Here is a 14,081-nt window from a genome sequence, read left to right as displayed (position 1 = left end):
TGGCCGGTCAGGCAGCGGCGAGCAGCGTGACGCCTTCTTCCAGCAACAACTGACGACGGGTGACGGGGCGCTGGTCGGTGAGGTTGCCGAGCAGTTCCTTCATGTCGAGGATGAGCACGATCTGGCCGTTGGACAGTGTGGTGACGCCAGCCACGCCCTTGGGGCGGAAGTCGTCCAGCGACTTGATGACGGCGTCTTCGCGGCCAGCGAAGCTGTCGATGGCCAGAACAAAGCTCTGCTCTGCCGTCTGCATGAGCACGCCATATTCCGGAATCTGGCTTTGCGGCCAGCCGAGCAGCCCGGCGAGCGTGTAGATGGGCAGCACTTCGCCGCGCACGACCATGGTGGCACGGCCACCGAGTTCCTGCACTTCGTTCGGGACGATGGGCAGGATTTCGCGCACCATCGACAGCGGCACGGCGAAGGGTTGGTCGCGCAGGCACACGAGCAGCACGGGCAGGATCGCGAGCGTGAGCGGCAGCGAAATCTCGAACGTGGTGCCAGCGCCCAGCGTGGAGCGGATGTCGATGGTGCCGTTGAGCTTTTGGATGTTGGTGCGCACCACGTCCATGCCCACGCCGCGGCCGGAGACGTCCGACACTTGCGAGGCGGTCGAGAAGCCGGGCAGGAACACCAGGTTGTAGCTCTGGCGCTCGTCCATGGTGTTGGCTTCTTCGTCCGAAATCAGGCCTTTTTCCACGGCCTTGGCGCGCAGGCGTTCGGCGTTCATGCCACGGCCGTCGTCGGCGACGAGGATGACGATGTGGTCGCCCTCTTGCCGCGCTTCGAGGCGGACGATGGATTTTTCGGGCTTGCCGGCTTCGATGCGCTCGTGCGGTTGTTCGATGCCGTGGTCAACGGCGTTGCGGATGAGGTGAATGATCGGGTCGGCCAGATCTTCGATCATGGTCTTGTCGATCTCGGTGTCCTCGCCTTCGAGCACCAGTTCCACGTCCTTGCCCAGCGAACGGGCGAGGTCGCGGGCGATACGCGGGTACTTCTGGAACAGGCGGCCGACGGGCTGCATGCGCGTTTTCATGACAGCGTTCTGCAGGTCGGAGACCAGCAGGTCGAGCTGGCTGACAGCCTGATCCAGCGCTTGCAGTGTTTCGGTGTCGTTCTTGCCGTTGAGAATGTCGCTGCGCAGTGCGTTGAGGCGGTTCTTGGTCAGGCCTATTTCGCCCGACAGGTTGAGCACCTGGTCCAGACGCGAGGTATCCACGCGGATGGAGTTGTCGCGCGTGCGCTCGTCCATCCTCCTGCCGGTCGGGGCGTTCTGCGCGCCGGGCTTGTCGGTGGCGCGGCGGCCGACAGCGGCCTGGATGATCTGTTCGACCGGTACTTCGGCCAGCGAGGTCGCCACGTGCGGCGCGCCACCCGTGACAGCGGCGTACAGCGCGTTCCAGTCCAGGTCGTCGCCTTCGACGGCCGGTGCGGCGGCGGCCGGTGCGGCAGCAACCGGTGCGGCGGGCGCGGCGACGGCGGCCTTGTTGGCGGCCGGCAGCGTGCCGGCAATGGCGAGCTTGAGTTCTTCGATCAGCGAAGGCTCGGCCGCGCGCGGCTGCATGCCGCGTTCGAGGTTGCCGAACATCTCGCGCACCGTGGCGGTGGCGGCGAGGATGACGTCGAGGCACTCGGGCGTGACGAGCAGTTCACCGTTGCGCAGCTTGTCGAAGAGGTTTTCGGTGAGGTGGCACAGCGTGACCAGTTCGTGCGCGGCCAGGAAGCCCGCGCCGCCCTTGATGGTGTGAAAGCCCCGGAAGATCTCGTTGAGCAGGCCCCGGTCGTGCGGTGCGCGCTCCAGGTCGACGAGCTTGTTGTCGACGCCCGATAGAAGATCGCCCGCTTCGACCAGGAAATCCTGCAGCAGATCTTCCATCCCAGCAAAATCGCTCATTGTGTGCTCCTTGTGGCGGCCAGCTTCGGCCGCCCAACCCGTTTCTCAGAAACCCAGACTTTCCAGCAGGTCGTCGACCTGGCCCTGGTCGGTGACGACGTCGTCGCGGCCTTCGGCGTTGACGACCGGGCCATTGAGCAGGCCTTCGTTGCCGACGTGGCGGCGGTTTTCGGGCATGACTTCGATCAGCACGCGCAGCAGTTCGGATTCGAGCGTCTGCGCCATGTCGACGATCTTTTTGATGACCTGGCCGGTGAGATCCTGGAAGTCCTGCGCCATCATGATTTCGAGCAGTTGCTCGTTCACCACCCTGCTGTCGTTGGCGACCTGGCCGAGGAAGGTGCGCGTCTGGCCGGCCAGCGATTTGAATTCGTCGACCGACAGCTTCTTGTCGTAGAGCTGTTCCCAACGGTCGTTGAGCTCGGAGGCGGTTTCCTCGACGCGGTCCTGGATCGGCTTGACGATGTCGGTGGCATTGAGCACGCGGCTGGCGGCCTGCTCGGTCATCTGCGAGATGTACGACAGGCGTTCGCGTGCGTCAGGCAGGCGCTGCGCGGTTTCTTCGAGCATGCGGTCGTAGCCGAGCTCGCGGATGGTGTCGTGCAGGACGCGCGTCATCTGCCCGATGCGGTTGAAGACGTGTTCCTGGCGCTCTTCGGCGGTCTGCGGCTGGGCCGGCACGGCAGCGGGGGCTTCGGCGACTTCGCCGCGCTCGATGGCAGCAGCGACCACGCCCAGGGCAGAGACGCTGTCGAACAGTGCTTGCAGTTCGTCGTTGTCGCCGTCGTCGGCAACGTCGTCGTTGGCCGGCGCGGCCACGGCTTCGACCACCGGTTCGGGGGCCTCGGGGGCCGGCGTGGGCGCAACGGCCTGGCTGGCGATTGAATCGAAGAGTGCCTGCAACTCGTCACTGTCGGCAGCGGCTGCCGGGGGTGTCACTTTTTGTCGCTTTGCCATGTCTGGCTCCTGTATTCCGGGTGACCGCGGCTGTCGGAGCCCGGTCGTGCTGCGTCTGCGTGCGTGGAAGGTCGCGGGGACATGCGCGCTGCGTCGATGACGCGCGCCGCGGTGCCGCGAGGCATTGCTTACGCAGCCGCCTTCATCTTTTCGAAGATCTTGCCGAGCTTTTCGGACAGCGTGACGGCCGTGAACGGCTTGACGATGTAGCCGGATGCGCCCGCCTGCGCGGCTTCGATGATGTTTTCCTTCTTGGCTTCGGCCGTGATCATGAGCACGGGCAGGTGCGCCATCTGGGCGTTGGCGCGAATGGCGCGCAGCAGCTCGATGCCGGTCATGTTGGGCATGTTCCAGTCGGTCACGACAAAGTCGATGCCGCCGGCGGCCAGCTTTTGCATGGCGACGACGCCGTCTTCGGCCTCGTCCACGTTGGTGTAGCCCAGTTCTTTGAGCAGGTTGCGAACGATGCGGCGCATCGTCGAGAAGTCATCAACCACCAGAAATTTCATTTTCGGATCCGACATGTTGTTACTCCGATCAATCTCTATTGGATTTCATGAGGTACGGACGCAGCGTTTCGGAGAGCACCTCTGCATCGAACTTGGCGACATATGCATCCACGCCCACCGCCTTGCCCATCGAGCGGTTGGCTTCTGACGACAGCGAGGAATGCATGACAACCGGAATGCCGTCGAAGCGGTTGTCGCTCTTGATATGACGGGTCAGCACGTAGCCGTCCATCTCTGGCATTTCAGCATCGACCAGGATGAGGTCGAGTTCTTCGGTCAGCGGACGCTTGCGTTGTTCGGCGTGCTTGGCCAGTGCGTCCAGGCGGGTCCAGGCTTCTTGCCCGTTGAGCGCGTGCTTGTGACGCACGCCCAGCTTGTCGAGGACTTCGACGATCTTCTTGCGGGCGACCATCGAGTCATCGGCGAAGAAGACGTTGGTGTCGCGCTCGTCGTCGCGCTGCAGCGGCGCGATGGCACCGACCGGCGCTTCGCCGAAGGTCTGCGCGAGGATGGTTTCGACGTCGAGGATCGACACCAGCTTGCCGTCGTCCAGTTCGGTGATGGCCGTGATGTAGCTCTGCGATGAGGCCAGCGTCATGTTTTCGGGCTGGCGGACCTTGTCCCATTCGACGCGAATGATGCGGTCGACTTCATGGACCAGGAAACCCAGCGTGCGCTTGCTGTATTCGGTGACCATCATCGAGGCGCCCAGCGCCTGATCGGGCCGCGACAGCCCCAGGATCTTGCCCAACGACAGCACGGGTATGACGTTGCCGCGCAGGGAAATCAGCCCTTCCACGCCGTGGGGCATGTTGGGCGCACGGGTGATGAACGGGGTCTTGGAGACCTCGCGCACCTTGAATACGTTGATGCCGAAGATCTCGCTCGTGCCCAGCGAGAACAGCAGGATTTCCATCCGGTTCGAACCCGCCAGCTTGGTACGGGCATCGACGGTGTCGAACAGGTTGATGGCGGCGCCTTCCATTGGGACCTCTATGTTTGACAACGACACTCAGGCCGCCTGGGCCTGACCGGTTTCGAGCAAGGCGCGCAGCGCGTCGGCCAGGCGGTGGGGCTCGAACTTCGACACGTAGCCATCCACGCCCACCGATTTGCCCAGCGACTGGTTCGACAGACTCGACAAGGACGAATGCATGAGCACCGGCACGCCGGCAAAGCGCGGGTCGCTCTTGATGCGGCGGGTCAGGATGTAGCCGTCCATTTCGGGCATTTCGACGTCGGTCAGCACCACGTTGAGCACGTCGCGCACGCGCTGTTCGGTGAGTTCGGCGTGGCGGGCGATCTTGTCGAGTTCTTCCCACGCGGTGCGGCCATTGACGGCACCGATGTGGCGCACGCCCAGTGCGTCGAGCGTGCGTTCGATCTGCTTGCGGGCCACCGAGGAGTCGTCGGCGAACAGCACGGTCAGCTCACGGCCGAGCGGCTTGATGTCCTTGAAGAGGTATTCGTCGTCGTAGTGCGTGGTCTCCGAGAGCACGCGTTCGACGTCGAGCATCATGACCAGGCGCTTGTCTTCGAGCTCGGTGACGGCGGTCACCAGACCGCCCAGGCGCGAGGTGAGCATTTCGGGCGGCACTTTCATGTGCGACCAGTCCAGCCGCAGGATCGTGTCGACGCCTTCGACCAGGAAACCCTGGGTATGCCCGTTGTATTCGGTGACGATCATGATGTCGCGGCGGGCCGTAGTGGCGATGCCACAGTACTTGGCCAGGTCGACCACCGGCACGAGCTGTCCGCGCAGCGAGACCATGCCTTCGACGCCGTCGGGCATGTCGGGCGCTGCGGTGATCTGGGGGGTACGCATGACTTCGCGGACCTTGAAAACGTTTATCCCGAAACTCTCCCGCCGGCCCGTACGGTCGTCCGTACCGAGCGCGAACAGCAGAATCTCGAGCTTGTTGGTGCCCGCCAGGCGTGTTCTGGCGTCAACGTTCTTCAACAGCTCGGACATGTGTTTTGCCTCTCCCACTCATTGCTGCGCCGCACGCGGTCGTGCGCACTCGATTGGATTTACGACCGCCCCTGCTCAAACTTGAGCAGTCCCGCAGACAATTCCGGGAACCGACAGGATGCAGGGCCGGGCGTTGCACTGACGACGGCTGCGCGACTCCACGGCTTGAGGTCCGAAACAAAATGAAACAGTGCCGGCCTGTCATGGCGACATGAGTGGGTTCGAGAGCGCCGTGAAGCGCCGGAGCCTTTGCTGGAGGGCGACTGGCACGCGGCCTCTCTTTTTGGGAACGGCAACCTAAGACTTTTCGGCCAGTTTCTGATCCAGGGTAAGAACGTGAATTTTCGTAAAGCCGGCGAACGTTCATCCGTTACGCGTTTCTGGAAAAACACATCGACATAGGCTTTACTGCGAGTGCCGCGTCATACCATTCGGCTCCGAATGGCGCCTGCCATTGGGCCGAAACGAAGGCACATCAAGCTTTTAAAGCCTTTCTTCTTGCTGCATCGCATAACCGGGTTTGTCCGCTTGACAGTGGATTTGGCTGTACCTAGAATCCAGTTAAACGTTTAACTCATACCCCCATAAATTCCTCTTCTGAAACGGTATTTGACGGGGTCTGACTTCTCCGGCGCCTTTCCCGGGCCGCGATGAGGCGAGTTGATCGGTGTTTTCGTTCTTGGCCATCCGGCCGAGTTGGGTGATGAGTGCAAGGGCAATCCAGCCCTGTTTAATGAAACGACGGAGATGAATGCTATGAATCGCAAAATGACCAAGCTTGCCATCGCAGTGGGCATGCTGGCTGGCGCCATGTCGGCACAAGCGGCCGACAAGGAACTGCAGGTCTGGATCCGCGCCACGAACGACTCGAAGGCTGTGTACGACCGCGTCGCGCAGGCTTTCGAGAAGAAAACCGGCATCCACGTCGAGTACTTCAACACGCTCACCGACTTCGAACAGCGTCTGGCCCGCGCCGCCGCCGGCAACACCCTGCCCGACCTGATGTTCAATGACGCCACCTTCATCGGCCAGGGCGTCCAGATGGGCATTCTGGAGCAGATTGACCCGAAGACCATCAAGGGTAGCGAAGACGTCTTCCCGGCAGCCTGGGCATCGGCCCGCTCGTTCGACGGCAAGTACTACGCCGTGCCGACGTCGGCGCAATCGTTCGCCCTGTTCGTGCGCAAGGACTGGCGCATCAAGCTCGGCCTGCCCTCGCCCAAGACCTGGGCCGACGTGCAGAACCTGGCCAAGGCCTTCACCGAGAAGGACCCTGATGGCAACGGCAAGAACGACACGTTCGGCTTCATCATCCCGGGTTCGACCACCCGCGGTTACACGAGCTGGTTCCTGTCGTCGTTCATCTGGCAAGCCGGTGGCGACTTCCTGAAGCCGGTCGGCAATGCCTTCAAGTCGAGCCTGGCCACCAAGGAAACCGCTCAGGCGGTGGACTTCCTGCGCGGCATGATCTGCTCGAAGGTTTCGCAGCCGGGCGCGATCAACGCCACCACGGCCGACGCGATCCCGTCGTTCCGTTCGGGCCAGACCGGCATGTTCTTCACCGGTCCGTACCACCTGCCGCTGATGGACAAGGACCCGGGCAAGGGCACCTATGAAGTCGTGTCGATCCACGGCCCGAAGAGCGCCGCGACCCTGGCTGAAGGTACCAGCGTGTACCTGATGAAGAAGAGCCAGAACAAGGCTGCCGCCAAGCAGTTCATCGAATTCATGATCTCGCCCGAAGGCCAGCAGATGGGCATGAAGGCCGGTGAAAACCAGCCGATCGTGCGCCTGTCGGTCAACAAGCGGGTCGACGTCAAGGCAACCTATGACAACGACGCCCGCTGGCAGCTCTTCCAGGACCTGTACTCCAAGGAAGGCCGCTACGTGCCGAACGTGCCTAACTGGACGCCGATCCGTCAGATCACTGCCGACGGTTTCAACAAGATCATGGCGAACTGCTCGAGCGACATTATTTCCGGCCTGAAGGAAGTCGACGTCGCCGTCGACGCCGAACTGGCCAAGCAGAACGTGCTGGCCAAGTAAGGCACGCATCCAGAAGCAACCGGCACGGCCGCCGCATCCCCGCGGCGGCCGTATTCAAGCCGTCAGAAAGGTTTCAACATGTCAGTACTGAGCCCGCATGCGCGGCGCAACCTCATCCCCTGGATATTCCTTGCCCCCGCGCTGATCATTTTCACGTGGTTCAAGTTTGTCCCGATGCTCGAGGGCTTGATCCTCAGCTTCTATAAGGTGAATTTCGACGGCCCCAATACGTGGGTCGGCATGGGCAACTTTGCCCGCGTGTTCAGCGACGCCGTGCTTGGCCACGCCGTCATCAACACGACGCTGTATGTGATCGTCACTTCGGTGGTGGCGGCTTTCATCGCGTTCTTCCTGGCCATCGCGCTGGAAGGACCGGCCCGTCACCTGCACTTCATCCGTACGGCCATCTTCCTGCCCGCCATCACCAGTGCGGCGATCGTGGCGGAAGTCTGGCGCATTCTCTTCAATCCGACACCGACGGGCGTGATGAACACCTTCGTCGGCTGGTTCGGCATTGCGCCGCAGGGCTTCCTGTCCGATCAGGCACAAGCGCTGTGGACGTTGATGCTGCTGCACATCTGGAAGGCCGTGCCGTACAACATGGTGATCTTCATCGCCGGTCTGGCAGGCATCAACCGCGAGCTCTACGACGCGGCCAACGTCGATGGCGCGAACTGGTTCCGCCGCATGTGGCACGTCACCCTGCCCGGCCTGATCCCGGCGATCTCGGTGGTGCTGATGCTGTCGTTCATCCGCGGCTTCCGCGTGTTCGCCGAAGTGTATGCGACGACCGGTGGCGGCCCCGCCGGCGCGACCGAGATGATCATGACGCACGTGTACAAGATCGGCTTCGAGCAGATCGACTACGGCTACGCGTCAGCGGTGTCCTTCCTGCTGTTTGCCTTCACGGTGGTGATGACCATCGTCCACCTGTCGGTCAAGGACCGTATCGCCAAGTATTGAGAGCCGATATATGGATAACGTTTGGAACAAAGTCGGCCGCTTCATCATTTATGCACTGGTTCTGGTCGTGTTCGTCGGCCCGTACTGGGGCATCCTGATGACGGCCCTGTCGGGCGCGCCGGTCAAGCCGGGCGAGCTGCTGGCCATGCCGCACCTGCCGACGATGGAGAACTTCCGCTTCGCCTGGGCGGAAGTGAAGGTGTGGCGCTTCCTGCTGAACTCGATGATCGTCGTGGTCATCGGCACCGCGCTGCAAGTGTCGGTGAGCGCGCTGGCCGCCTATGCGCTGGCCCGCAAGCAGTTCATGGGCATGGCCTTCGTCGGTCTGCTGATCCTGTCGACGATGATGCTGCCCGAAGAAGTGATCGCCATTCCGTTGTACCTGGTGGTGAACTACCACATCCCGGGTTTCGAATGGCTCACCAGCCAGATCCAGTCTTTCCTGCTGTGGGCGTTCAACTATCGCATCCCGACGTCGAACAGCCTGTACAACACGCACTTGGGGATGATCCTGCCGGTGGTGGGCTGGGCGTTCTCGATCTTCCTGCTGACCGAGTTCATGAAGGCGATCCCGAAGGAACTCGAAGAAGCAGCGCGCGTGGATGGCGCTTCGGAGTGGCAGATCTTCTTCAAGGTGATCCTGCCGCTGGTGAAGCCGGCGCTGGGTACGACGATGATCTTCGGTTTCATCATGATCTGGGACCAGTACCTGTTGCCGCTGATCGTGGTTAACCGCGAAGTGCTCTACACGATGCCGGTCATCCTGGGCACCTTGCGCTCGGACGAGACGATCACTCCGAACATTTTCATCGCCATCACCTTGCTGGCCATGCTGCCCAGCATCCTGGTGTACCTGGCACTGCAGAAGCACTTCAACCGCGGGATCATGTCCGGCGCGGTCAAGGGCTGAGGCACAACGAATACAAACCAGGATCGCGGCGGACCGCCGCGATCCCGACACAGGAAGATTGATATGGGAAGCGTAGTCCTCAAGAACGTTTATAAGTCGTTCGGCAAGACCGATGTCATCCGTGACGTCTCGATCGACATCCCCGACGGGGAATTCTGCGTGCTGGTCGGCCCGTCCGGCTGCGGCAAGTCGACCCTGCTGCGGATCATTGCCGGCCTGGAAGAAGTCACCGGTGGCGAGGTCCACATCGCCAACAAGAACGTCACCAAGATGGAACCCAAGCAGCGCGACATCGCGATGGTGTTCCAGAGCTATGCGCTGTATCCGCAGATGACGGTGCGCGAGAACATGGGCTTCGCGCTCAAGCTGGCCAAGGTGTCGAAAGAGGAAATCGCGCGCAAGGTCGACGACGTCGCCAAGATGCTCGGCCTCGAAGCCCTGCTCGACCGCCTGCCCAAGGCACTGTCTGGCGGCCAGCGCCAGCGCGTGGCCATGGGCCGCGCCATCGTGCGCAATCCGCAGGTGTTCCTGTTCGACGAGCCGCTGTCGAACCTCGACGCCAAGCTGCGTACGCAAGTGCGCGCTGAAATCCGCGAACTGCACCAGCGCCTGGGCACCACGTCGGTGTACGTGACCCACGACCAGATCGAAGCCATGACCATGGGCCAGAAGATCGTCGTGCTGCGCGACGGCCGCGTCGAACAGATGGGCTCGCCGCTCGAACTGTACGACCGCCCCGCCAACGTGTTCGTGGCCGGCTTCATCGGCTCGCCGACGATCAACCTGATCGACGGCAAGATCGTGCGCCAGAACGAAAAGCTGTACGTGAAGCTGCCCGACGGCGCGACCCTGCCTGTACCGGCCGGCGCGCAAGTGACCGAAGGCCAGGAGGTCGTGTTCGGCATCCGTCCGGAACAGGTCCGCGTGACCGAAAGCCTTGAACACTCGGTTCCGGCCAAGGTGACGTCGGTGGAAAACACCGGCTCCGACATGCAGGTGTTCTGCGAAACCGCAGGCGGCCGCATGACTTCGGCGTTCAAGGATCGCATCAAGATCGAAGCAGGCGACACCATCCACCTGACCGCCGATCTGGACGGCATCCACCTGTTCGACCGCGCCAGCGGTCAGCGGGTCGCCGGCATCTGATCGCCGCCACCGTGGGCCGCAATGCGGACCACGGGCGCCTCACCAGAATGGGGACTGCGTCGTGGCCGGGGACGCAGTCGTCGATGCGCGCGTGCGCATTCCGCACAACCGGCCGCGCATTGGAGGAAGCAAAGGATGTTGAATCGAATCGGAGCCCGCATCGCCGCGGCCGCAATCGTATCTCTCACCGCAGCGGGAACCGCTATGGCCGCAGCCCCCAAGGTCTATACGCTGGACGGCACGTATCTGGAAATCGCCAAGCAGCGCCTCGCCACCAACGACGCCAGCGTGAAGCCGGCCTACGACGCACTGATCGTCAAGGCTGACGCCGCGCTCAAGGCACAACCCGAAGCCGTGACCAAGAAGGGCCTGACCCCGCCGTCCGGCGACAAGCACGACTACATCAGCATGGGGCCGTACTGGTGGCCCAACCCCGACACCAAGGACGGCCTGCCCTACATCCGCAAGGACGGCCAGACCAACCCGTCGTCCAAGAACAGCGATACCGACTCGGTGCGCATCCAGTTCATGTGCAACGGCACGCGCGATCTGTCGCTGGCCTATTTCTTCTCGGGCGACAAGAAGTACGCCGAGCAGGCCGCCAGCTTCATCCGCACGTGGTTCCTCGATCCGGCTACCCGCATGAACCCGAACCTGCGCTTCGGCCAAGCCGTGCCGGGCGTGGTCGACGGTCGCGGCATCGGCCTGATCGACACACGCAATTTCTGGATGGTGATCGACGCTGTCGGCCTGATCCAGGATTCCGGCGCGCTCAAGCCGGCTGAAGTCGATGCACTGAAGAAGTGGTTTGCCGATTTCACGACGTGGATGACGACCAGCCCGACCGGCCGCGAAGAATTCGCCTGGGGCAACAACCATGGCACGTTCTTCGATGCACAGGTTGCCAACTACGCACTGTTCTACGGCGATGCCAAGCTCGCCGCGCAGACCGTGAAGGACGCGCAGACGTTGCGCATGGCCGCCCAGATCGCCCGCGACGGCAAGATCTGGTACGAACTGGAACGCACCCAACCGTACCACTACCAGGTCTTCAACCTCGAAGCGCAAACCCGTCTGGCACGCTATTCGGAACAGACCGGCATCGAGCCGAACACCTGGAACCTGGTGCAGGACGAGCGCTCGATCAAGGGCGGCATCGACTTTGCGGTCGGCTACGTGAAGGACCCGAAGTCGTGGCCGTTCAAGGACATGAAGGGCGTTGAATTCGACGCTGCGCTGAACCTGCTGCTGCAAGCGGCGCGTGCCTATCCGAAGGACAAGGAGAAGTACGTCGAGCTGCTGCAGTACATCCCGGCTTCGCTCAAGAGCGATCCGAGCTGGCTGCTGTGGCCGGTGAAGTAAGCACCACACGGTTGTACGCCCCGGCCCCGCGCCGGGGCTCGCAGTTCCAATAACAAGGACCGGAAGACCGGTCGGCGTGCGTTGCACGCACTGGATCCGCCGCGCGCAATCGGCCTGCGCGCCGGATCGATCTTAGGGAGTTACAGAATGTCGTTCGCCGTTGCACCCGTTTTTCTGACCCAGGACGAAGCCACCCGCATGCGGGCCGCGGCCGAGCAGGATTCGCTGATTGGTCAGAGCATCCGCAGCGCCCGCGCGCAGCTCGAAGAGATGCTGCAGCACCCGGTGTGGGTGCCTGGCAGCGGACCGGGGGGAGGCGTCGAACATGAGCAGCACAAGCTCAACTACAGCACGATCTTCTCTGCCGGCACGCAATACATGATCTTCGGCGAAGCGCGCTACGCCGAACGCATCCGCGACATCCTGCTGGCCTATGCCGCGATCTACCCCGGCCTGCCCTACGCCAAGCCGTACTCGCACAATCCGCCGGCCAAGCTGTTCCACCAGATTCTCAATGAACACATGTGGCTGCTGTTCACGTCGGTCGGCTACAGTTGCGTGCGCGACACGCTGTCCGCCGCCGACCGCGCCACCATCGAGACCAACGTGTTCGAGCCGATGGTCGAGATGTTCACCAAGACCTACCACCACCACTTCGACATCGTGCACAACCACGGCATGTGGGCGTGCGCGGCGGTGGGCATCTGCGGCATCGCCACGCAACGACGCGAATGGCTGGAGCTTGCCGTGCGCGGCCAGTTCGGCGACAGCAAGACGGCCGGCTTCCTGGCGCAGATTTCGCAACTGTTCTCGCCCGCCGGCTACTACGAAGAAGGCCCGTATTACCAGCGCTTTGCCATCCAGCCGATGTTGATGTTCGCCGAAGCGATCGAACGCGCGTGGCCGGAACTGGGCATCTACCAGTACCACAACCAGGTCGTCCAGCGCGGCTTCTACGCGGCACTGTACCCGTCGTTCCCCAACGGTGCCCTGGTGCCGCTGAACGACGCGGTCAAGCCGATGAACATCAAGAGCCTGGGCTACGTGATCGGCGCGAGCCTGATCTTCCGCCGCTACGAGATGGACCAGCGCCTGCTGTGGTTGGCACAGCAGCACCAGCAGGTGTGGCTGGACGGTGCGGGCCTGATGCTGTCCGACGCCTACGCGCCGCACGCCACCGAAGAAATCCATTGCGAATTCCCGAGCATCGAACTGTCGTGCGGGCCGCAGGGCGACAAGGGCGCCGTGGGCATCCTGCGCGCCGACGATGCTGCCGGCGATCAGGCCGTGCTGACGATGGACTACGGTACGCACGGACTCGCGGAACACGCGCACTTCGACGGCCTGACGCTGGGCTTTTTCGATCGCGGGCAAGAAGTGCTGCGCGACTACGGCTGCGTTCGCTGGATCAACGTCGAACCCAAGCACGGCGGCGCCTATCTGCCGGAAAACGTGACCTGGGCCAAGCAGACCATCGCCCACAATACGGTGACGGTCGACGAACGTTGCCAGCACGACGGCAACGCGGAACGCGCCGTGCAGTACCACGGCCAGCGCCTGCAGTTCTCCGGCGACAACGCCGATCATCAAATGATGACGGGCCAGATCTGCGACTACACGCCGGGCGTGACCATGCGCCGCAGCGCCGCGCTGGTGCGCCATGAAGACTTCGCCTACCCGCTGGTGGTCGACGCTTTCCGCATCCAGGCGGATGCCGAACACCAATACGACTATGCGCTCTACTACACCGGCCAGATCATCCGCACCGACTTCCCGTACGCACTCGACAGCGAGCTTTCGACGCTGGGCGACGGTGCCGGCTACAAGCACCTGTGGCGCCTGGGCTCGGGCAAGATCGACGCCGGCCAGGGCCTGTTCAGTTGGTTGCAGGGCCAGAGCTATTACAGCGTCATTTTCAGCGCGAACGTACCGACGGAGTTCATCTTCACACGCATCGGGGCCAACGACCCCAACTTCAACCTGCGTGCCGAGTCAGGCATGGCCATCCGCACACGTGGCCAGAATGTGAGCTACGCGACGGTCGTTGAAACGCACGGCTACTTCGAAGAAAGCACCGAGACCTCGCGCAACGCGCGCGGCCAAGTGCGGGCCGTCAGCGTGCTGCACGAAGACGACACCTGCACCGTGCTGCGCCTGACCGGCAACGACCGCAACTGGCTGGTCGGCATGGCTCATCGAGACAGTGGCAATGAATCGCACGCGGTCGATATCGATGGCCGCAGTTTCACCTGGCAGGGCGCGGTGGCGATCGAGCGCGAATAACGCTCCTCTGCAGCCGCAAGAACAAAGGCCCGCACG

11 protein-coding genes are annotated in these 14,081 nt (G+C 62.8%); 6 read left to right on the top strand and 5 right to left on the bottom strand.

What is annotated here, in order from left to right; genetic code table 11:
* Positions 1 to 7 precede the first annotated feature (7 nt).
* The 5 genes from ACDA63_RS11765 to ACDA63_RS11745 form a co-directional block, all read right to left on the bottom strand.
* Positions 8 to 1,897: a chemotaxis protein CheA gene (locus tag ACDA63_RS11765; protein WP_373663440.1), complete on the bottom strand. Its 1,890-nt coding sequence runs from the start codon at positions 1,895 to 1,897 to the stop codon at positions 8 to 10.
* Between the two features lie 45 nt (positions 1,898 to 1,942).
* On the bottom strand, positions 1,943 to 2,854 hold the full coding sequence (cheZ, locus tag ACDA63_RS11760) for a protein phosphatase CheZ (protein WP_373663439.1): 912 nt from the start codon (positions 2,852 to 2,854) through the stop codon (positions 1,943 to 1,945).
* Positions 2,855 to 2,982: 128 nt separating this feature from the next.
* Complete coding sequence (cheY, locus tag ACDA63_RS11755) at positions 2,983 to 3,378, bottom strand: chemotaxis response regulator CheY (RefSeq protein ID WP_373663438.1); 396 nt, start codon at positions 3,376 to 3,378, stop codon at positions 2,983 to 2,985.
* 13 nt (positions 3,379 to 3,391) lie between these two features.
* A complete protein-coding gene (locus ACDA63_RS11750) occupies positions 3,392 to 4,348 on the bottom strand; it encodes a chemotaxis protein (protein WP_373663437.1) in 957 nt (318 codons plus the stop codon).
* A 27-nt stretch (positions 4,349 to 4,375) separates the two neighbouring features.
* Positions 4,376 to 5,335 (bottom strand): chemotaxis protein, encoded by a 960-nt coding sequence (locus tag ACDA63_RS11745; protein ID WP_373663436.1) that lies wholly within the window; start codon positions 5,333 to 5,335, stop codon positions 4,376 to 4,378.
* A 756-nt stretch (positions 5,336 to 6,091) separates the two neighbouring features.
* On the opposite strand from ACDA63_RS11745, the gene ACDA63_RS11740 reads away from it, so the two are divergent.
* The 6 genes from ACDA63_RS11740 to ACDA63_RS11715 all read left to right on the top strand — a co-directional run bounded on the left by ACDA63_RS11740 (position 6,092) and on the right by ACDA63_RS11715 (position 14,045).
* Positions 6,092 to 7,381, top strand: a complete 1,290-nt coding sequence (locus ACDA63_RS11740) for a sugar ABC transporter substrate-binding protein (RefSeq protein ID WP_373663435.1) — start codon at positions 6,092 to 6,094, stop codon at positions 7,379 to 7,381.
* A 78-nt stretch (positions 7,382 to 7,459) separates the two neighbouring features.
* The gene (locus tag ACDA63_RS11735; RefSeq protein WP_373663434.1) at positions 7,460 to 8,344 is read left to right on the top strand and encodes a carbohydrate ABC transporter permease; all 885 of its coding nucleotides are present in this window, start codon (positions 7,460 to 7,462) and stop codon (positions 8,342 to 8,344) included.
* A 10-nt stretch (positions 8,345 to 8,354) separates the two neighbouring features.
* Positions 8,355 to 9,254, top strand: coding sequence for a carbohydrate ABC transporter permease (locus tag ACDA63_RS11730; RefSeq protein WP_373663433.1), 900 nt, complete (start codon positions 8,355 to 8,357; stop codon positions 9,252 to 9,254).
* Between the two features lie 63 nt (positions 9,255 to 9,317).
* Positions 9,318 to 10,400 (top strand): ABC transporter ATP-binding protein, encoded by a 1,083-nt coding sequence (locus tag ACDA63_RS11725; protein WP_373663432.1) that lies wholly within the window; start codon positions 9,318 to 9,320, stop codon positions 10,398 to 10,400.
* Positions 10,401 to 10,604: 204 nt separating this feature from the next.
* Positions 10,605 to 11,762, top strand: coding sequence for an alginate lyase family protein (locus tag ACDA63_RS11720; RefSeq protein WP_373663431.1), 1,158 nt, complete (start codon positions 10,605 to 10,607; stop codon positions 11,760 to 11,762).
* A 147-nt stretch (positions 11,763 to 11,909) separates the two neighbouring features.
* Entirely contained in the window at positions 11,910 to 14,045 is a 2,136-nt protein-coding gene (locus ACDA63_RS11715; RefSeq protein ID WP_373663430.1) for a heparinase II/III family protein, read from the top strand.
* The last annotated feature ends 36 nt before the right edge of the window (positions 14,046 to 14,081 follow it).

The sequence above is a fragment of the Uliginosibacterium sp. sgz301328 genome (assembly GCF_041807905.1).
In the GTDB taxonomy this organism is placed as follows: domain Bacteria; phylum Pseudomonadota; class Gammaproteobacteria; order Burkholderiales; family Rhodocyclaceae; genus JBGVSA01.
The sequence above is the reverse complement of the archived record's forward strand: the minus strand, read 5'-3'. Positions and strand labels throughout refer to the sequence as shown.

What these genes read in the sequence shown, in the direction of transcription:
- ACDA63_RS11725 (WP_373663432.1), top strand. Translation starts at nt 9,318, where the DNA reads ATGGGAAGCGTAGTCCTCAAGAACGTTTATAAGTCGTTCGGCAAGACC.
- ACDA63_RS11715 (WP_373663430.1), top strand. Translation starts at nt 11,910, where the DNA reads ATGTCGTTCGCCGTTGCACCCGTTTTTCTGACCCAGGACGAAGCCACC.
- ACDA63_RS11740 (WP_373663435.1), top strand. Translation starts at nt 6,092, where the DNA reads ATGAATCGCAAAATGACCAAGCTTGCCATCGCAGTGGGCATGCTGGCT.
- ACDA63_RS11720 (WP_373663431.1), top strand. Translation starts at nt 10,605, where the DNA reads ATGGCCGCAGCCCCCAAGGTCTATACGCTGGACGGCACGTATCTGGAA.
- cheZ (WP_373663439.1), bottom strand. Translation starts at nt 2,854, where the DNA reads ATGGCAAAGCGACAAAAAGTGACACCCCCGGCAGCCGCTGCCGACAGT.
- ACDA63_RS11735 (WP_373663434.1), top strand. Translation starts at nt 7,460, where the DNA reads ATGTCAGTACTGAGCCCGCATGCGCGGCGCAACCTCATCCCCTGGATA.
- cheY (WP_373663438.1), bottom strand. Translation starts at nt 3,378, where the DNA reads ATGTCGGATCCGAAAATGAAATTTCTGGTGGTTGATGACTTCTCGACG.
- ACDA63_RS11730 (WP_373663433.1), top strand. Translation starts at nt 8,355, where the DNA reads ATGGATAACGTTTGGAACAAAGTCGGCCGCTTCATCATTTATGCACTG.
- ACDA63_RS11765 (WP_373663440.1), bottom strand. Translation starts at nt 1,897, where the DNA reads ATGAGCGATTTTGCTGGGATGGAAGATCTGCTGCAGGATTTCCTGGTC.
- ACDA63_RS11750 (WP_373663437.1), bottom strand. Translation starts at nt 4,348, where the DNA reads ATGGAAGGCGCCGCCATCAACCTGTTCGACACCGTCGATGCCCGTACC.
- ACDA63_RS11745 (WP_373663436.1), bottom strand. Translation starts at nt 5,335, where the DNA reads ATGTCCGAGCTGTTGAAGAACGTTGACGCCAGAACACGCCTGGCGGGC.